Source organism: Aminobacter sp. MDW-2 (assembly GCF_014250155.1).
Lineage (GTDB): Bacteria > Pseudomonadota > Alphaproteobacteria > Rhizobiales > Rhizobiaceae > Aminobacter > Aminobacter ciceronei.
The window spans coordinates 4,876,787-4,895,576 of the sequence record NZ_CP060197.1; the positions used below are offsets into that span (position 1 = coordinate 4,876,787).

Annotated in this window: 18 protein-coding genes; 8 read left to right on the plus strand and 10 right to left on the minus strand. The window is 63.4% G+C overall.

Annotation, left to right across the window (positions count from 1 at the left end; translation table 11 throughout):
* Positions 1–171: 171 nt before the first annotated feature.
* A complete protein-coding gene (locus H5P29_RS24160; protein WP_182575500.1) occupies positions 172–792 on the plus strand; it encodes a YitT family protein in 621 nt (206 codons plus the stop codon).
* Between the two features lie 53 nt (positions 793–845).
* Here H5P29_RS24160 and H5P29_RS24165 read toward each other — a convergent pair whose 3' ends face one another.
* The 3 genes from H5P29_RS24165 to H5P29_RS24175 all read right to left on the minus strand — a co-directional run bounded on the left by H5P29_RS24165 (position 846) and on the right by H5P29_RS24175 (position 3,506).
* Positions 846–1,508, minus strand: a complete 663-nt coding sequence (locus tag H5P29_RS24165; protein WP_067966898.1) for a peroxiredoxin — start codon at positions 1,506–1,508, stop codon at positions 846–848.
* 201 nt (positions 1,509–1,709) lie between these two features.
* The gene (locus H5P29_RS24170; RefSeq protein ID WP_067964270.1) at positions 1,710–2,831 is read right to left on the minus strand and encodes an ABC transporter substrate-binding protein; all 1,122 of its coding nucleotides are present in this window, start codon (positions 2,829–2,831) and stop codon (positions 1,710–1,712) included.
* A 408-nt stretch (positions 2,832–3,239) separates the two neighbouring features.
* Positions 3,240–3,506, minus strand: a complete 267-nt coding sequence (locus H5P29_RS24175) for a sel1 repeat family protein (RefSeq protein WP_067964272.1) — start codon at positions 3,504–3,506, stop codon at positions 3,240–3,242.
* Between the two features lie 438 nt (positions 3,507–3,944).
* On the opposite strand from H5P29_RS24175, the gene H5P29_RS24180 reads away from it, so the two are divergent.
* On the plus strand, positions 3,945–4,286 hold the full coding sequence (locus H5P29_RS24180) for a DUF2147 domain-containing protein (protein WP_067964273.1): 342 nt from the start codon (positions 3,945–3,947) through the stop codon (positions 4,284–4,286).
* A gap of 87 nt (positions 4,287–4,373) precedes the next feature.
* On the opposite strand, the gene H5P29_RS24185 is transcribed toward H5P29_RS24180, so the two are convergent.
* A complete protein-coding gene (locus tag H5P29_RS24185; RefSeq protein ID WP_067964275.1) occupies positions 4,374–5,096 on the minus strand; it encodes a glutathione S-transferase family protein in 723 nt (240 codons plus the stop codon).
* A 327-nt stretch (positions 5,097–5,423) separates the two neighbouring features.
* Between H5P29_RS24185 and H5P29_RS24190 the strand changes: the two genes are divergently transcribed.
* Together H5P29_RS24190 and H5P29_RS24195 are read left to right on the plus strand one after the other, a co-directional pair.
* Entirely contained in the window at positions 5,424–5,618 is a 195-nt protein-coding gene (locus tag H5P29_RS24190) for a hypothetical protein (protein ID WP_154385009.1), read from the plus strand.
* A 63-nt stretch (positions 5,619–5,681) separates the two neighbouring features.
* Positions 5,682–7,184 carry an AMP nucleosidase gene (locus tag H5P29_RS24195; RefSeq protein ID WP_154385008.1) on the plus strand — a complete coding sequence of 501 codons (1,503 nt, stop codon included), beginning with the start codon at positions 5,682–5,684 and terminating at the stop codon, positions 7,182–7,184.
* A 438-nt stretch (positions 7,185–7,622) separates the two neighbouring features.
* On the opposite strand, the gene H5P29_RS24200 is transcribed toward H5P29_RS24195, so the two are convergent.
* The gene (locus H5P29_RS24200; protein ID WP_154385007.1) at positions 7,623–8,225 is read right to left on the minus strand and encodes a DUF922 domain-containing Zn-dependent protease; all 603 of its coding nucleotides are present in this window, start codon (positions 8,223–8,225) and stop codon (positions 7,623–7,625) included.
* Between the two features lie 210 nt (positions 8,226–8,435).
* Here H5P29_RS24200 and H5P29_RS24205 point away from each other — a divergent pair, with 210 nt between their 5' ends.
* Positions 8,436–9,470: an endonuclease/exonuclease/phosphatase family protein gene (locus H5P29_RS24205; protein WP_246670755.1), complete on the plus strand. Its 1,035-nt coding sequence runs from the start codon at positions 8,436–8,438 to the stop codon at positions 9,468–9,470.
* A 69-nt stretch (positions 9,471–9,539) separates the two neighbouring features.
* Here the strand turns inward: H5P29_RS24205 and H5P29_RS24210 are convergent, their stop codons facing one another.
* Positions 9,540–11,222, minus strand: a complete 1,683-nt coding sequence (locus tag H5P29_RS24210; protein ID WP_154385006.1) for an electron transfer flavoprotein-ubiquinone oxidoreductase — start codon at positions 11,220–11,222, stop codon at positions 9,540–9,542.
* Positions 11,223–11,470: 248 nt separating this feature from the next.
* Here H5P29_RS24210 and H5P29_RS24215 point away from each other — a divergent pair, with 248 nt between their 5' ends.
* Both H5P29_RS24215 and H5P29_RS24220 read left to right on the plus strand, forming a co-directional pair.
* Entirely contained in the window at positions 11,471–12,124 is a 654-nt protein-coding gene (locus H5P29_RS24215) for a hypothetical protein (RefSeq protein WP_154385005.1), read from the plus strand.
* A 37-nt stretch (positions 12,125–12,161) separates the two neighbouring features.
* Positions 12,162–13,019: a uracil-DNA glycosylase family protein gene (locus H5P29_RS24220; protein WP_154385004.1), complete on the plus strand. Its 858-nt coding sequence runs from the start codon at positions 12,162–12,164 to the stop codon at positions 13,017–13,019.
* A 12-nt stretch (positions 13,020–13,031) separates the two neighbouring features.
* Here the strand turns inward: H5P29_RS24220 and H5P29_RS24225 are convergent, their stop codons facing one another.
* Positions 13,032–13,436 carry a hypothetical protein gene (locus H5P29_RS24225; RefSeq protein ID WP_154385003.1) on the minus strand — a complete coding sequence of 135 codons (405 nt, stop codon included), beginning with the start codon at positions 13,434–13,436 and terminating at the stop codon, positions 13,032–13,034.
* Between the two features lie 132 nt (positions 13,437–13,568).
* On the opposite strand from H5P29_RS24225, the gene H5P29_RS24230 reads away from it, so the two are divergent.
* Positions 13,569–14,357: a helix-turn-helix domain-containing protein gene (locus H5P29_RS24230; protein WP_154385002.1), complete on the plus strand. Its 789-nt coding sequence runs from the start codon at positions 13,569–13,571 to the stop codon at positions 14,355–14,357.
* On the opposite strand, the gene H5P29_RS24235 is transcribed toward H5P29_RS24230, so the two are convergent.
* The 3 genes from H5P29_RS24235 to H5P29_RS24245 form a co-directional block, all read right to left on the minus strand.
* Positions 14,344–15,354: a Stealth CR1 domain-containing protein gene (locus H5P29_RS24235; RefSeq protein ID WP_154385001.1), complete on the minus strand. Its 1,011-nt coding sequence runs from the start codon at positions 15,352–15,354 to the stop codon at positions 14,344–14,346. The two genes, H5P29_RS24230 and H5P29_RS24235, sit on opposite strands and share 14 nt — an antisense overlap.
* An 80-nt stretch (positions 15,355–15,434) precedes the next feature.
* Positions 15,435–16,370, minus strand: a complete 936-nt coding sequence (locus H5P29_RS24240; protein WP_246786996.1) for a DMT family transporter — start codon at positions 16,368–16,370, stop codon at positions 15,435–15,437.
* An 8-nt stretch (positions 16,371–16,378) separates the two neighbouring features.
* Entirely contained in the window at positions 16,379–18,688 is a 2,310-nt protein-coding gene (locus tag H5P29_RS24245; protein ID WP_154384999.1) for a xanthine dehydrogenase family protein molybdopterin-binding subunit, read from the minus strand.
* Between the last annotated feature and the right edge of the window lie 102 nt (positions 18,689–18,790).

Genomic DNA, 18,790 nt, shown 5'->3' on the forward strand with positions numbered 1-18,790 from the left:
GCGCTCCATATTCTTGTTTTTGCGCAATTCCCGGGAAAACCGCCGCACAGTTTTCCCGGCTCTTACGCGAGCCTTGCTGTTTGCGCATGCCAGACCAGCCCGAAAATCTGTATCGGATTCCGGGCTGGTGCCGTATTGCTGCGATGCAGCAAACATGGACAGGCACGCGCAGTGACCAATATCAGCAACAGTGATGCCCTCCCGCATCGCCAGTACGAGGACGTGCTGGCACTGCTCACCGGTACCATGATGGTGGCGCTCGGGCTGGTGCTCTACACCAATGCCGGGCTGATCACCGGCAGTTCGGCCGGACTGGCGCTGCTTGTCCAATACGCCACCGGCTACGGCTTCGGCGCCATCTTCTTCGTCATCAACCTGCCGTTCTATTATCTCGCCGTGAAGCGCATGGGCTGGCCGTTCGCGCTGCGCACCTTTGCCGCCGTGGCGCTGATTTCGCTGCTGTCGCGGCTAGTGCCCGACTGGATCGGCATCGGCCACCTCAACCCGCTCTATGCAGCGATAGCGGGCGGCGGCCTGATGGGCATGGGCCTACTGGTGCTGTTCCGCCATCGCGCCGGGCTCGGCGGCTTCAACATCCTGGCCTTGTACCTGCAGGACAATCATGGCATCCGCGCCGGCTATTTCCAGCTCGCGGTCGACCTCGTCATCCTTGTCGTGTCGCTGTTTTACCTTGAGCTCGACAAGGTCGCACTCTCGGTGCTGGGTGCCGCGGTGCTCAACCTGATCATCGCCATCAACCATCGCCCCGGCCGTTATGTCGGCATGAGCTGAAACGCAAAAGCCGCGCCAGACGGCGCGGCCCTGCGTGCGACAGCTATGCCGGATCAGCCGGCGGTCGGCTGCTTGGTCTTCCTGAGATAGGGCAGGACGCGCTCGAACGAGCCGAAGCGCTTGATCGCGTCCTCGTCGGAGACGGCTGCGGTGACGATGACATCGTCGCCCTGCTTCCACTGCACCGGCGTTGCCACCTGGTATTTGGCGGTCAGCTGGATCGAATCCAGCGCGCGCAGGATCTCGTCGAAGTTGCGGCCGGTCGACATCGGATAGGTCAGGGTCAGCTTGACCTTCTTGTCGGGGCCGATGACAAACACCGAACGCACCGTGGCATTGTCTGCCGGGGTGCGGCCTTCCGAGCTGTCGCCGGCCGTCGCCGGCAGCATGTCGAAAAGCTTGGCAATGGCAAGCGTCGGGTCACCGATCATCGGATAGTCGACCTTGTTGCCGGAGAGCGTCTCGATGTCGGCCTTCCATTTGTGGTGGTTCTCGACCGGATCGACCGAAATGCCGATGATCTTGGCATTGCGCTTGGCAAAGTCGGCCTTCAGCCCAGCCATGTAGCCGAGTTCGGTGGTGCAGACGGGCGTAAAATCCTTGGGGTGCGAAAACAGCACGGCATAGCCGTCACCGATCCAGTCGTGGAAGCTGATCGCGCCTTCCGTCGTGTCGGCCTTGAAATCCGGGGCAGTGTCATTGATGCGAAGGCTCATGGTCGGTTCCTCCTGAATGCGACGCACACGGCTTGCGCCGGCCAGAACGGCCTGATTTCGGCGTCCAAGTGCGAAAATCTCATTTTGCGCCAAGCGCGTGAAAACGACAATGGCCGGGACGTGCCCGGCCATTGAATGCATCTCTGTGGCTTACTGCCACATGGCCGGGACGTGCCCGGCCATTGAATGCGTCCAGACGGCTTACTGCTTGATCGGCGCGTATTTGCCGTCGTGCCACTGGTTGATGTCATAGCTGGCGTTCTTGAGATCGCCCTTCTCGTCGAAGACGACATCGCCGACGACGGTGCTGATCGGCTTGCCGTCCTTGAGCGCCTCGGCGACCTTCATCGGATCATCCGTGCCGGCACGCTCGATGCCCTGCGCGAAAGCCTGGATGGTGGCGTAGGAGAACAGGGTAAAGCCTTCCGGCACGAAACCGCCGGCCTTGATCTTCTCGACAGCTTCCTTGGCCTCGGGCTTGGCCTGCGGGTCGGAGGGGAACACGAACAGCGTGCCCTCGCCGGCCGGGCCGGCGATCTGCCAGAACTCGGGCGAAGCGATCGAGTCGGGCATGATCAGCTGATACTTGAAGTTCTGCTCGGCCGACTGGCGCAGGATGAGGCCGGCCTCTGGGTGGTAGCCGCCGAAATAGACGACGTCGGCCTTGAGCTCCTTGAGCTTGGTGACCAGCGCCGAATAATCCTTCTCGCCGGCATTGATGCCTTCGTAGAGAACTTCGGTCAGGCCACCGGCATTCATCGTCGCCTTGACGGCGTCGGCGACACCCTGGCCGTAGGCGCTCTTGTCGTGCAGCACGACGACGTTCTTGCCCTTGTACGTCTCTGCGATCCACGGGCCGATGAAGGCGCCCTGGGCGTCGTCACGCGTGTAGAGACGCATGATCGTCGGCCAGCCCTTTTTGGCGGCGTCGTCGGTCAAGACCGGGTTCGAGGATGCCGGCGACATCATCAGCGCGCCGCTCTCGGCATAGACGGCGGAGGCCGGGATGCTCGAGCCCGAGCAGGCGTGGCCGTCGATGAACTTGATGCCGTTGGCAACGATGCGGTTGGCGACCGAAACCGCCTGCTTGGGATCGCAGACGTCGTCTTCGATCGACAGCTTGAGCTGGCGCCCGAGAACGCCCCCCTTTTCGTTGATCGCCTTGACGGCGGCTTCCGCACCTTGCTTGAACTGGTCGCCGATATTGGCGAGCTGGCCGGTCATCGGGCCGGCTACGGCAATGCCGATATCCTGCGCGTAGGCAGCGCCGGCGCTGAGCGACAGGCCGACCAGTGCCGCGCCAAATGTACGTTTCAAATGCATTGTTACCCTCCCTGGGACGCTCCGGTTTCCCCGGATCGCGTCATGCGTGCAATCGCCGAAAGCTGTCATCGCAACCGGGACTTGTCTTGGCGCATCGGCGTCAGGATGTTGTGCCTGCAAACGGGGCGGCGGGCAATGCGGTGGCCGAACGATGCTGCCACGCCATGGGGCCAAAACAAAAAGGCCGCGCCGATCTTATGTGATCGGTCACGGCCTTTTTCGTGGAGAGCGCCGCGAGCATCTTCGGCCCGTCGGACATTCGCCTGCCCTGTCTAACTCGGTCCAGCTGGTGATGAGACATGCTGGAGGTCATGTCCCTGGCACATCTTGCTCGTCCTTCAAGCAGTGCGCTCTTGGAATTGGGGGCTGCCATCCCGGCGCCCCGGCTCTTCCCCCGAAGAAGCTTGATCAGTGCATCGTCATCCATTCGCGCGCTTCGCGCAGCGCCTTGACGATGTCGAGCTTGGACATCGTGCCGGAGAGCTCCGAGCGCAGGGCGGCCGCCCGGGCCGAACCCTTGATCGCGGCGATGTTGAACCATTTGTGGGCGGCAACCACGTCGACCTCGCAGTCGCGGCCGGTCGCATACATCATGCCGAGTTCGAGAAGAATGTCGGCCTGAGCGGTGGTTCCCATCGCGCCGAAGCCAGCGTCAAAGATTTCGAAACGTGCCATTTTCTTATCCCCTGCCTGTCTCCTGAGAGCCGGCCCGGTGGTGTTCCGGAGCTGCCCTTTCGATGCTTCCGAGAATGCCGGGGAGCCTTGAATCCGCCGTTAAATGGCTTGCTTAACTCGAAGAAAACAAACTGAAAACAAAGGGTAAAGCTCGGAATTCATTAAGGATAGGAGTCCTTGCGGCAGCTGGAATTTGCAGAAAATGCGATGAAAATTCTCCAGTCGCCGGATAAGTCTTTGATAACCACGCGGCACATTGATCGATAGCCAGGGATGAACTTCGGCACCCGGATGGCGCTTTTCGGCGGTCTCAAAAAGGCTCAAAACTTACCCAGCGGCACCACTTTCGTTTTGCCGACGGCTGCATTACGCTTACGTTTGCGTAAACGTCAGGCAGGGAGAGTGCCTGTGGGCGACAATTCAACCGGGAGGACTTCAATGCTTCGCAAGATGAGCCTGGCCATCGCGGCCACCCTGATGATGGCGGGTGCGGCCTATGCCGATCCGATCGAAGGCAACTGGAAGACGGAAGCCGGATCGACTGCCGCGATCACGCCCTGCGGCGGCGGCTTCTGCATCACGCTGAAGGACGGCAAGCACGCCGGCAAGAAGATCGGCACCTTCAATGCCAATGGCGGCACCTATGCCGGCAAGATCACCGACCCGGCCAATGACAAGACCTATACCGGCAAGGCCTCGGTCGCCGGCTCGACGCTCAAGATGAGCGGCTGTGTGCTCGGCGGCCTGATCTGCAAGACGCAGAACTGGAAGAAGCTGTAAGGCGACCAGGAAATAGTCGTCAGTATCAGGGGGAGGCAGTGCCGGCGGGCGCTGCCTCCCCCATTCGTTTTTTCGCTGTCTGCGCGTTCAGGCCCTGGCACGCTGGCCGAACAACACCTTCTGGGCTTCCTTGTCGTCGGCGAGGTTGCGGCGGTGGTCTTCACCGACGGCGAGGCCACGGCTCACTGCCGGACGAGCCAGCAACGTGTCGAACCAGCGCTTGAGATGCGGGAAGTCCTCGAGCTCCTGGCCCTGATTCTTGTAAGGCTTGACCCAGCCGAGCGAGGCGATGTCGGCGATCGAATAGTCGCCGGCAAGGAATTCGCGATCGGCGAGGCGCTTGTTCATCACGCCATAGAGCCGGTTGACCTCATTGGTGTAGCGATCGATGCCATAGGCGATCTTCTCCGGCGCATATTGCCGGAAGTGATGGGCCTGGCCGGCCATCGGGCCGAGGCCGCCAACCTGCCAGAACAGCCACTGATCGACTTCGGCGCGGCCGCGCTCGTCCGAGGGATAGAGCTTGCCGAACTTGCGGCCGAGATATTGCAGGATCGCCCCGGATTCGAAGATCGAGATCGGCGCGCCGCCCCATTTGCCGTCAGCGGTCGGCCCTTCCGGGTCGATGATCGCCGGCATGCGGTTGTTGGGCGCGATCTTGAGGAATGACGGCTCGAACTGCTCACCCTTGCCGATGTTGATGTATTTGACGGTGTAAGGAACGCCCAGTTCCTCCAGCATGATCGAAATCTTCCAGCCATTGGGCGTCGGCCAGTAATAGAGTTCGATCGGCAATGTCTGGCTGGTCATTCCGCAGTCTCCGTTGGTGAGCGTTGCTCAGGAGATATGCGCAGCGGGGCGAAACACAACCCTGCGGACCCATCAAGGCTCGTCAATAAATTTGAACCGAAGATGAACGGAGGTCTCAGAACCCGTTCAGTCGCAGCTTGGCATAGTCCGATCCATCGAAGGAGAAGACACCAATGCTCGCCCGCCGGTTCACCATCGTCTGCCTGCTCAGCGCCCTGTTCGGGATCATGTTCGCAACGCTGGTGGCAGAGACCAGCCGCCCTGCCCGCTCCTGGGAAATCGTGACGAAGTAACGACGCAACACAAGATCGAAAAGAAGCTACGCCAATGACCCGCACCGCAACCCAGATCAAGAAGACGCTCCGGCTCCTGCCGCGCGCCGCCATGATCCTGATGGTCCTTGCCGCTCCGGTGCTGGCCGTTCCGCAGCTTCGCGCCGATTACGGCTCGACCATCGAGGCACCTGCCGCCCGCAAGAGCGGCGTCGGCTTCGTCCTCCTGGTCAGCCTGCAGCGCGCCTGAGAGATTTGACGGCGCCGCCGCGAGCCCCCTCGCAGCCGTCATAATTGATCTCTATAATAGGTCATGGAAAAGCGAATCTATCCTCAACCTATCGAATCGATCTCTTCGCCGCTGCCGTTTCCACGGCAGAGCTTTACTGATGCCGACAAGGCGGTTGCTGCCTTGCAGGCGCTTTACGAGCGCAATACCGCCTTCCTGCGTGATGCCTTTGCCTCGCTGGCAGCCGGTGCCGACACCAATGTCAGGTTCCGCGCCTGTTATCCCGAAGTAGGCGTCACCACGACCTCCTACTCGCAGGTCGACTCCCGCCAGGCCTATGGCCACATGCCGACGCCGGGGCATTTCTCGACGACGATCACCCGCCCGGACCTGTTCAAGAGCTACCTCACCGAGCAGCTCAAGCTGATCATGCGCAACCATGGGGGCCCGGTGACGGTTTCGGAATCGACGACGCCGATCCCGCTGCATTTCGCCTTCCTCGAGGGCACCCATGTCGACGGTGCCGCCGCCGACCGCATCCAGCGGCCGATCCGCGACCTGTTCGACGTACCTGACCTAGACGGCACCGACGACCACATCGCCAACGGCACCTTCGAGATCATGCCGGGCGAATCGAGGCCGCTGGCCGTGTTCACCGCGCAGCGCATCGACTATTCGCTGCACCGGCTGGCGCATTACACGGCAACCACACCGCATCACTTCCAGAACTTCGTGCTGTTCACCAACTACCAGTTCTACATCGACGAGTTCGTCGTGCTGGCCCGTGACCTCATGGCCAAGGGCGGCGGCGACTATACGGAATTCGTCGAGCCGGGCGGCGTGGTGACCAAGGCGGGAGACTCCGCACCGTCGGAAGGCACGCCGGCCGCACGCTTGCCGCAGATGCCGGCCTATCACCTCAAGAAGCCGGGCCATGCCGGCATCACCATGGTCAATATCGGCGTCGGACCTTCCAACGCCAAGACCATCACCGACCACATCGCGGTGCTCAGGCCGCATGCCTGGCTGATGCTCGGTCACTGCGCCGGGCTGCGCAACACCCAGGCGCTGGGCGATTATGTGCTGGCGCATGCCTATGTCCGCGAAGACCACGTGCTTGACGACGATCTGCCGGTGTGGATCCCGATCCCGCCGCTGGCCGAGGTGCAGGTGGCGCTGCAGGAAGCGGTTGCCGAGGTAACCGGCCTGTCGGGCTACGACCTAAAGCGCATCATGCGGACAGGCACTGTCGCCACCATCGACAACCGCAACTGGGAACTGCGCGACCAGCGCGGACCGGTGCAGCGGCTGTCGCAGTCACGCGCGATCGCGCTCGACATGGAATCGGCGACCATCGCCGCCAACGGCTTCCGCTTCCGCGTGCCTTACGGCACGTTGCTGTGCGTGTCCGACAAGCCGCTGCATGGCGAGCTCAAGCTGCCGGGCATGGCGACGGAGTTCTACAAGCGGCAGGTGGCGCAGCATCTGACCATCGGCATCCGCGCCATGGAGAAGCTCGCCGAGATGCCGAATGAGCGGCTGCATTCACGCAAGCTGCGCAGCTTCGCCGAGACGGCGTTCCAGTAATCTGCACGTCGACCTAGAGAGCTTCCGCTTTTCTTCGAAAAGCAGAACCTCTCTATCTCGCAGGTTTTCGCAATGGCGGAAAACCGCTGTACACTTTTCCTGGAATTGCGCGAGCGGCCGCAGGCCAATGCTTGCGGCCGAAGACGGGGGGCGCCTGACAAAGCCGCCGCCAAAGCGCGGCGCGCCCGTTGGCGGCTCGTCCTCTCGCGCATCGCCTTGCGGAAGGCGTCGAGGTGCAGCGAGGGATAGATCTCGTCGCCGCCCTCGTAAAGGTTCGCTGCCTGGATGTTGTTGGCGTACCTGCCGGTCATGGTTGCACCTCGCCTCACCGCAACGGTGCCATTTGGCTGACAAAGCGAGGTCAACCTCCAGCACAACCAAAAGCTGTGGTTAAGAATCGCCTTGCGCCATGCAGCTTTCCGCCCGAAGCGGGCAAGACTACTGCCCGTTGACGAAGGACAGGATCAGGCGGTGGACATTGCCGCCATCGTTGAGTTCGACACGGTCGAAGTCGCTGCTTTGCTTGCGCTGCGCCAGCGACGCCTCCGACAGCGGCTTGATGATCTCCTGCCTGATCTTCTTGCAGCCGGGGTCGCCCGGTACGGAGAGGCCGATGGTGGTCCGCTCGATTGTCGCCACCATATCCTTGATCATCTGGCCATGGACCATCTCGTGGCGGCGGACGCCTTCGAGGAAGGCATCCCAGTGCTGCTTGAGCCCATCGGGCAAACGACCTGATGGCTTGGGCAAGGTATAGGTGATGATCAGTTTTGGCTTGGCCGAGACCAGCGTGCAGCTGTCGCCCTGCGGCACGTAGTTGCGCTGCCAGGTGAGCTTGAAATTGGTGTGAGCGATGGCACGGCCGATGCCGGCCTTCGGGCCGCGCTCGCCGATCGAGGCGTAGAGCTCGGGGGCCGTGCTTCCCGAGATTGCGTAGGTCTTGACCTGCTCGACCACCTGCCCCTCGGCGCGCGCGGCAAAGGGAGCCATGACGAACAGCGCCGCACATGCGCGCAGCCAGCGATGGGCGGTCGAATTCATTCCAGTCTCCACAAGGCCGATCAGTTGCGCATCACGAGCTCATCGATGCCGACTTCCCGGCCATCGGTCTCACGAGTCGCCCGGCATTTCAACCGCCGGTCGCCAGCGCTGCCGCCTTGCCCGTCTTGCGCCGACGGAGCTTTCCAGCGAAGCGCAAGCGGCCCATAATCGATCATCAATGGGCCGCATTTGTTGCTACATGAAATCAGAATGACGACGTTCTACAGATTGGGCAGGATCGCCTGCTTCCTGGCGATGATGATCCTGTCGGTGCCGCTGGTCGCCGGCTTCTTCGGCGTCTGGCATCCGGCACTCGACTCCTTTGCGCATTTCAGGGTGCATCTGGCGGTGGCGATGATGCTGGCAGCAACGCCGCTGCTCGTGACCTCGCTGCGCTGGCAGGCCGTTGCCGCTCTGGCATTTGGCGCCGCGGCCCTGTCCACCACCTCGAACTCGCTGCCTTTGCCCGGGCTCGGGCCGGTGCATGCGGCGTTCCAGCCGCGCGCCGATGGCCGGCCGGTCTACAAGATGCTGCAGATGAACCTGCGCTTCAAGAACACCCAGCCTGAGAAGGTGCTGTCGCTTGTCGGTCGCTGGCAGCCCGACGTCATCACCTTCCAGGAGGTGTCGGCGATGTGGGAAGGCAAGCTTAGGCCGCTGTTTGCGCGCTACCCCTACCGCATGATGTGCCCCTATCCGAACGGCGTCTTCGGCTCTGCGATCCTGTCCCGGCGGCCTTTTGCCGAAGGCAGTCAGCAGCAGTGTTTTGGCGGCGGCGCGCTGGCAACGGCCAGGATCGACTTCGGCGGCCGGGCAAGCGACGTGGTGTCGATCCATCTCGGCTGGCCCTGGCCGTTCGAGCAATCGCAGCAGATCGGCGAATTGAGCGGCAATCTCGCAGCGCTTGGCGAGAACGCCATTCTCGGCGGCGACTTCAACGCCACGCCGTGGAGCGCCTCGGTCGCTCGCGTCGCCAGGCTCGGCGGGCTGACGCTGATGCCGGCCGCCGGCCGGACCTGGCTGACCTTCATGCTGCCCGACTATCTCAGGTTCGCCGGGCTGACCATCGACCATGTCATGGCCAAGGGCGACGTACTGGTCCACGCGGTGACGATGGGCGAGGATGCCGGCTCAGACCATCGTCCGCTGCTGGTCGAGTTCTCGTTCCGTGACACGGCGACCCATCCGGAAGACAGCGAAACGGAGACGGTCTCGACCGAAAGCGCCCCGACACCCCACGGTTAAAACGAAGGGCCCGGAAATCGGCAGATTTCCGGGCCCTTCGTGTGTTCGCCGGAGGCCGGGCCGCCGCGATCACATGTTGGGATAGACCGGCCCCTCGCCGCCCTGCGGCGGCACCCAGTTGATGTTCTGGTTGGGATCCTTGATGTCGCAGGTCTTGCAGTGGACGCAGTTCTGCGCGTTGATGACGAACTTCGCATCGGCATGGCCGGGATCGCCGGCAATCGAATTGCCGTCCTTGTCGACCCATTCATAGACGCCGGCCGGGCAGTAGCGGCTCGACGGGCCGGCGAAGACGCCATATTCCGAACGCTTCTGCAGCTCCATGTCCTTGACCTGGAGGTGGACCGGCTGGTCTTCCTCGTGGTTGGTGTTGGACAGGAACACCGACGACAGGCGGTCGAAGGTCAGGATGCCGTCGGGCTTGGGGTAATCGATCTTCTTGTGCTTCGACGCCGGCTCGAGCGACTGGGCGTCCGACTTGCCGTGCTTCAGCGTGCCGAAGGGCGAGACGCCGAACAAGGTGTTGAGCCACATGTCGAGACCGCCCAGGCTGACGCCGATCGCCGTGCCGAACTTCGACCACAGCGGCTTGACGTTGCGGACCTTCTTCAGATCCTTGCCGATGTCGGTCGAGCGCCAGGCAGCCTCATAGGAGGCGAGCTCGTCATTGGCGCGGCCGGCACCGATGGCCTCCGCCACATGTTCGGCGGCAAGCATGCCCGACAGCACGGCGTTGTGCGAACCCTTGATGCGCGGGACGTTGACCAGGCCGGCCGAGCAGCCCATCAGCACGCCGCCGGGGAACGACAGCTTCGGCACCGACTGGTAGCCGCCCTCGGTGATGGCGCGCGCGCCATATGACAGGCGCTTGGCGCCGTCGAAGGTGTGGCGGATCGCCGGATGCGTCTTGAAGCGCTGGAACTCCTCGAAGGGCGCGAGATAGGGGTTCTTGTAGTTGAGGTGGACGACGAAGCCGACCGCAACCATGTTGTCCTCGAGATGGTAGAGAAACGAGCCGCCGCCTGTCTTGAAGCCGAGCGGCCAGCCGAAGGAGTGCTGGACGAGGCCCGGCTTGTGGTGCTCGGGGGCGACCTGCCACAGTTCCTTGAGGCCGATGCCGAATTTTTGCGGCTCCTTGCCGGCGCCTAGGTCGTACCTGGCGATCAGCTGCTTGGCGAGCGAACCGCGGGCGCCCTCGCCGATCAGGACATACTTGCCCATCAGCGCCATGCCGGGAGCGAAGGACGGACCATGCGAACCGTCGCGCTCGACGCCCATGTCGCCGGTGTAGACACCGGTGACGGCACCTTCGTCGTTGTAGATGAGGCCGGCTGCGGCGAAGCCGGGATAAATCTCGACGCCGAGTGCTTCAGCCTTCGTCGCCAGCCAGCGGCAGACATTGCCGAGCGAGACGATGTAGTTGCCGTGATTGTTCATCAGCGGCGGCATCAGGATGTTGGGCAGCTTGACCGAACCTGCCGGCCCGAGGACGAGGAAGTGGTCGTCGGTGACGGGCGTCTTGAACGGATGGTCCGTGTCGTCGCGCCAGTCGGGCAGCAGCCGGTCGATGCCGATCGGATCGACGACGGCACCGGACAAGATGTGGGCGCCGACCTCGCCGCCCTTTTCGAGTACGACGACGGAGAGCTCCGGATTGACCTGCTTGAGCCGGATCGCCGCCGCCAGACCCGCCGGCCCGGCGCCGACGATGACAACGTCGAATTCCATGCTCTCGCGTTCGATATCGCTCATCAATCCCTCCGCGTTGGCTAGCCCTGTCCCAGGGGCAATCTGTAGCTAAGCGCTGCATAGCGCATCGTCGGCAAACGTCAAACGGACCAATCCGCACATCGGCTGTTTGGCCTAACGACGCGTTTCCGTGTCATGAATTATCTTACGTTAACGTAAAGGTCAAAAGATTTCACCTTTCGGCTTCGCGTCATGGCCCGTACTGTCACAAAACAGGTGTTGTTCAACAGCCTCATCGTCCATTGTTCCATATGCGCCAACACGTGCCTTGCAGGACCGGACTGGAGCGCTTGCACCCCAAACGCCACATCCTGGCTGGGGCCGCCCTTCTTATTGCGACATGTCTTGTCAGCATAGGTCGCGCGCAGGAGACCGAGGCCGATCAAAAGGTCTGGAATGCCGGGGCCTATTCCTTTTCCGATGAACTCGGCGGCTTCCAGATCACCGGCGTTTCGGGAACCGGCACAAGGGAAGACCCCTTCGTCATCAGGGAGGAGCTGGAATCGTCGACGCCGGTGACGCTGACGATCCGCACGACGCGGCCGATCCGGCCTTTCGACAGCACGGGCTTTTACGCCAACGGCATCATGTTCATGCGCATCGAGGCGCTGAACAACAGCGGCCAGGCCTGGGTGGAATTCGAGTTCGAGCTGCAGGAGCAGCAGGGCCAGGCCAGCGTGTTCGGCGACGGGCTGTCCTTCGACCAGCGCCGCACCGACAACGTCAACGTCTCCTCCGACAGCTTCGCCCAGTACAGCCGCGACTTCGAACCTTATGACCGGCTGCGCTACTTCGACGGCAAGGTCGACCCGCTGGCTAATGCCGGCTTCAGCTTCCTGGTCACCGACTACACGCCGCGCTGGCGCTTTTATCTGGTGCAGGACCCGCGCATTCCGTCCTCGTGAACTTGCAAAGCGCCGGCGTAACGCCGTAACTGTGCCAATGGCCTCACTTTCGGGAAATGGACTTCCGGATCTGCGCGATCTGCTCGCCTTCTATGCGGCGGCAGGCGTCGACGATGCGCTTGTCGACGACCCGATCGACCGCTTTGCCGAAAACGCCCAGCAACGTCAGGCGGCATCTCAGCAGCAGGCGGCCAGGGTGGCCGAGGCACTCCGCGCCGGCTCCGCCGCTGCCGCAGCACCGCCTCAGCCGCGACCGGTGGGGGTTGCCGCCGTGCCTGACGAGGCGCAGGCTGCCGCGGCACGCGAACTCGCCACCAAGGCAGCAACGCTCGACGAGCTCAAGCAGATCATGCAAGCCTTCGAGGGCTGCAATCTCAAGGCCACGGCCAAGAGCATGGTCTTTGCCGACGGCAACCCTGAAGCCGATCTGATGCTGGTCGGCGAAGCGCCCGGCCGCGACGAGGACCTCGAAGGCCTGCCCTTCGTCGGCCGCTCGGGCCAGTTGCTCGACCTTATCCTTGCGGCGATCGGGCTCGACAGGACGTCGGCCTACATCGCCAATGTGATTCCGTGGCGCCCGCCGGGCAACCGCACGCCGACGCCGCATGAGACGGAAATCTGCCGGCCCTTCGTCGAGCGCCAGATCGCCCTTGCCAGGCCCAAGGTGCTGGTGACTTTGGGCGGCCCGTCGGCCAAGCTGCTGGTCGGCTCGCAGGACGGCATCTTGCGGCTACGCGGCAGCTGGAAAACCCATGTCACGGCTGACGGCACCGTTATCCCCGTCATGCCGACGCTGCACCCGGCCTATCTCTTGAGAAATCCCGCCCACAAGAAACTCGCGTGGCGGGATTTCCTCGAAGTCAAGGCGAAGCTGCGGGAACTCGGCAGCCTGTAGCTTCGTCCATTGTCAGGCAGCGGCGACCGCTGACGTGGCGCGGCGGATGGCGATGACCTGCAGTTCGGCAAAGACCGCGACCGCCAGCGCCTGGGCAACCACGAAGGCGATGCCGAGCGCGTTCGGCGCAACCACGCCGCTGACCAGCAGGCCGAAGCTTGCGACCACCCACAGCACGTTGATGGCGATGATGTCGATCATGACAAGCCTCGACACCAACGTGCTGCGGGCGATGACCACCAGCATGGCAACGAAGGGCACCAGCACGACACCTGCCCAGAACAGCAGCTCAGTGGGCAGGTCGAGCAGCGTCGACAAAAGCGGGGCGCCGAGCATCATGAGCAGGCCCGCCGCGCCGCTGATCAGCGCATCGGCATGGAGGACGTTGCGGAGGAAGGGGGTGACGGTGATGGACATGGCTGGCTCCTGTTCGGTTGTGGAGGCTGTCTGCGACCGCCTTCCTGAAACCGAACATCTCACCGCCGCTGAACCAATGCGATTACGCTAGAGGTAATAGGAACGAAGAAGTTCGCGGTATAGGCTTTGGCCATGGACACAAAAGCAGACACGATCGGCGGCCTGATCCGCGAATGGCGCACCAGACGCCGCATGAGCCAGCTCGATCTCGCCATGGAGGCGGAGATCTCGCAACGGCATCTGAGCTTCATCGAGAGCGGGCGCTCGGTGCCGTCGCGCGAGATGGTGCAGCACATATCCGAGCAACTGGAGATCCCGCTGCGCCAGCGCAACCAGCTGCTGCTGGCGGCCGGATACGCGCCGAGCTTCAGCGAGAAGCCGCTCGACGACCCGTCCCTCGCCCCGGCGATGGACGCGGTGCGCATGGTGCTCAAGGGCCATGAACCCTACCCGGCGATTGCCATCGACCGGCACTGGAACCTGATCGAGGGCAATGCGGCGCTCGGCCAGTTGCTGGAAGGCGTCGAAGATGCGTCGCTGCTCGAGCCGCCGGTCAACGTTCTCCGGCTCAGCCTGCACCCCAGGGGCGTGGCGCCGCGCATCGTCAACCTGCATGAGTGGCGCGCGCATCTGATCGCGCGGCTGAAGCACCAGAACGACACATCAGGCGACCCGGTGTTGAAAGCGCTGGAACAGGAGCTGCTCGGCTATCCCGACGGACAGCGCCAGGGCCGGCCGATCCAGGGCAACGCCAACGCGATCGTCCATCCGCTGCGGATACGCGTCGGCGATGCGGTACTGTCCTTCATCAGCACGACAACGGTCTTCGGCACGCCGCTCGACGTGACGCTGTCGGAAATCGCGATCGAATCCTTCTTCCCCGCCGACGAGGAAACGGCAGCGCTTCTCAGTGCCCGATAGCCGCCCTGACCTGTCTGCCTGAGACCCCTCGGCGATCCAGTTCGAACGGCGCAGGCTCGGGAAAGATCGTCTCCAGCGCCCTACGCATCTCCACGGCCCTGACAGCTGCACGCGCCTCGTCGTCGATCTCGTCATTGAGGCAGAAAAAGGCTGGAGGTGCCTGAACAAGCCGTGCCAGCGACCGGCTGAACGTCTCGTCGTCCGTGACGGCAATGACATGCTCCTGCGCCAGTTTCACCTGCACGATGCCATCGGCGTGGCCGCGATCACGCTGGGCAATGGCATTGATGTAGAGCACCTTCGCCGATGCGTCCGTGGTGTGGCGAAACCGATGCCGGGCCGTGCGGTGCAGCCAGAAGCCGAATTTGGCGTTCAGCCAGGCCAGCTTGTCGAGTTCCAGCAACAGCGGAACATGCGCCGGGTAGGACCAGCGCCTGCGGCGGAACGCCAGGCACAGCAGCAGATTGTTGAAGGCGAGCATCCTGTTGTAGCGATCCGCCGCCAACCGAAACCGCGGCAGCCTTGCCGACATGACGTGAAGCCGCGCCCGACCATCTGATGTGACGAATTCTTCCCTCGGTACCATCCGGCCGACGAAGAAGTCGTCGTTGAACAGCAGGAAGCGATTGGCGACGCCTGCTTTGCCGATCCTGTGCAGATTGGCTTCGATGGCGGTGGAGCTGAACACCGGCAGGCTGGATGGGTCGGCGAAAAAATCCGCATGCGTGACGAGGTTGATGCCGGGATAGTCAAGGTCGAGCCATGACGGCACCTGGCCGTTGGTGACGAGATGGATGGTGCGGATCCACGGCAGGTGGAAATGGATCGAGCGCAGCGCATGACGCAGCTCGCCATTGTCGCGGAAGCGATAGGATGCCGGCCGCAGCCAGGGCTGTTTCGGCCAGTGGCGCCGGAGACTGTCCTGGTGGCCAGGATCGCTGCCGTCGACCCAGGGCATGACGACGTCGATCGGGTCGGAAAATGCGTTCAAAGTCATGGCTCGCCCTTCGACGAAAATCGGTCGCCTCAGATCAGTCCGAGGAGCGGGCAGGCTCCGGATGCGTGGGCCATATCAGCCTATTGCGGCGACGAGGCCTTTTTGTCGGCCTGGCGTTCCAGGCCAAGGCGCTGTTCGCGCCAGATGATGAAGATGCCGGCGGCGATGACGATGATGCCGCCGACCAGCGTATGGATTGTCGGCAGGTCGCCGAAGACGAGATAGCCGACGGCGATGCCGAGCAGCAGCGAGGTGTATTCGAATGGCGCAACCGTCGAGGCCTCGGCGTGGCGGTAGGCCTCGGTCATGAACAGCTGGGCGATGCCACCGCAGAAACCGCCTGACACGAGCAAAGCGGTCTGCTGCCAGCTCAGCGACTGCCAGCCGAAGGGGATGCTGAACAGCGCCATGACGCTGGCGGTCAGCGAGAACCACAGCACGATGGTTGCCGTGCGTTCGGTGTGGACGAGGTTGCGCACCAAAAGCATGGCAATGGCCGACAGGCCGGCGCCGATGATGGCGGAGACGGCACCCATCGCCGCCTTGTCGCTGACGCCCTCGGGAGAGGTGAACAAAGTCAGGTTGGGCCACGACACGATCAAGACGCCGACGAGACCGACGGCGACCGCAGTCCAGCGATAGGCGCGGACATTTTCGCCGAGGATCAGCGCGCTGAAGACGACGACGAGCAACGGCTGGGCGTAGTTCAGCGTGATCGCTTCGGGCAGCGGCAGCTGGGTCAGCGCGAAGAAGCCGAAGCCCATGGCGGTGACGCCGGCGAGGCCGCGCATGATGTGGCCGCCCGGGCGCTTGGTGACGACCGCCGTGCGCAGCTCGCCGCGAAAGGCGAGAAAGACAAGGATCGGAAAGATGGCGAAGAAGGACCGGTAGAAGACGATCTGGCCGGCAGGAACCTGGCCGGCCAGCTTGATGGCCGTCGACATGCCGACGAAAATCGCCACCGAAATGACCTTGAGAGCGATACCTGTAAGCGGCGACGATGCCGCCTGAATCACGTTTTGCTTCACTGCTGCCGTGCCGCCTCTATCGCCGCCCAGATGCGCAACGGCGTTGCGGGCATTTCAATGTGGGTGATGCCAAAGGCACGGTAGAGCGCGTCGGTCACCGCGTTGAGCGCTGCTGGCGTGGCGCCGATGGTGCCGGCCTCGCCCGCGCCCTTCATGCCCATGGCATTGGTGGTCGAGGGCACGTTGCGCGTCTCGAAATGGAAAGACGGCACGCTGTCGGCGCGCGGCATGGTGTAGTCCATGAAGCTGGCCGTCAAAAGCTGGCCGTCCTCGCTGTAGACGGCCTCCTCCTGCAACGCCTGGCCGATGCCCTGAACGACGCCGCCATGGACCTGGCCGGCAAGCAGGATCGGATTCACGGTGACGCCGAAGTCGTCGACGATCGTGTAGGCGATCACCTCGGTGGCGCCGGTTTCCGGATCGATCTCGACCTCGCAGATATGCGTGCCATTGGGATAGGTCGCCTCGTCCTGAACGAACTCGCCCATCGCCTTGAGATCATCGGGATTTTTCGCCGCCGCATGGAGTTCGGCGAAAGCCATCGCGCGGTCGGTGCCGACGATGCGCGCCTCGCCATTGCCGAGTTCGATGTCGGCGGCGGCAGCCTCCAGCTCGTCGGCGGCGATCTTCTTCAGCTTCTCGGCAAGGGCAGCACCGGCACGAGAGGCAGAGACGCCGCCGAGCGGGATGGAGCGCGACCCGCCGGTGCCGCCGCCCTTGGCAAGCTGGTCGGTGTCGCCCTGGTGAACGCTGATGCTGGCGATGTCGAGATTGAGCTTTTCCGAGACGAACTGGGCGTAGGCCGTGGCATGGCCCTGGCCGTTGGACTGGGTGCCGATGAACACCGAAACGGTGCCGTCGGCATTGAGTTCGACCCGTGCCGGCTCGGAGCCGGCGAAGGCGCAGGCCTCGATGTAGGTCGCCATGCCGAGGCCGCGGATTTTCCCACGCGACAGGGCTTCGGCAAGACGTGCGGGGAAATCAGTCCAGCCGGCGCGTTGCATCGACAGCTCCATATGCGCCTCGAATTCGCCGACGTCGTAGAGCCGGCCGGTCTGGGTGCGGTAGGGAAACTGCTCGGGGCGGATGAAGTTGCGGCGGCGGATTTCATCGACGGTGAGGCCGAGGTCGCGGGCGCAGGCATCAGCCAGCTTCTCGACCAGCAGTGCGGCTTCCGGGCGTCCGGCGCCGCGATAGGCATCGACGGGACAGGTGTTGGTGTAGACACCTTCGATCGTCACATCGAGCGCCTGAATGTCGTAGACGCCGGTCGACATGCTGGCGCCGATATAGGCGATGACAGGGCCATATTGCGAGACATAGGCGCCGACATTGGAGAGCAGCCTGACGCGCAGACCGAGGAAGCGGCCATCCTTGTCCATCGCCATCTCGGCCGCGACGACATTGTCGCGGCCTTGCGCGTCGGTGAGGAAGTGTTCGGTGCGGTCGCTCGCCCATTTGACCGGCCGGCCGAGCCGCCTGGCCGCCTCCAGCACCAGCGCATGCTCGCGGTAGACGAAGGCCTTGGTGCCAAAGCCGCCGCCGACATCTGGGGTGACGACACGGAGCTTGTCGCTGTCTATGCCGAAGACCTGGCCGGTCAGCATGTTGCGCATCGAATGCACGCCCTGCGAGCCGGTGGTGAGCACGAAGCGGTCTTCGTCGCTGCGCCACTCGCCGATCGCCGAGCGCGGCTCCATGTAGTTGCAGATCAGGCGGTTGTTGATGAATTCGATGCTGGTGACATGATCGGCCTTGGCAAAGGCACTGTCGGTCTTCGCCCTGTCGCCGAGATGGTAGGTGAAGGCGCGGTTGCTGCCGAGCTCGGGCCAGACCAGCGGCGCCTCGGCGTCGAGGGCAGTCGCCGTGTTGGCCGCGGCGTCCTCGCCGTCATAGTCGACCTCGATCAGTTCGGCGGCGTCCTGGGCAAGCACGCGGCTGTCGGCAACGATGAAGGCCACCGCGTCGCCGACATAATGGACCCGGTCGCGGCACAGGATCGGAATGTCGCGCGTCGGCGCACGGGTGCCGTCGGGCTGCTTCTGCATGACTGTCGACTTGAGATCGCCGAGATGGGCGACATCGGCGCCTGTCAGCACCAGATGGACTCCGGGCGCGGCGCGCGCGTCCTCTAGCGAGCCGATGGTGAAGCCGGCCTTGGCGACGGGCGAGCGCAGGACATAGCCATGCAACTGCGCAGCGGCCGCGATATCGTCGGTGTAACGGCCCTTGCCGGTGATGAAGGCGCCGTCCTCGACGCGCAATACGGACGCGCCCATTCCGAATTTCGGCGTGACGACTGTCATATCTGCCTCGTGAGGATTGGTGGGGAGCGCAGCGAATGTGCGGTCTCCAACAGTTTTGCCGAGGGGGCGTTTCGTGTAAAGAGCAGCGGCCGCATATTTATT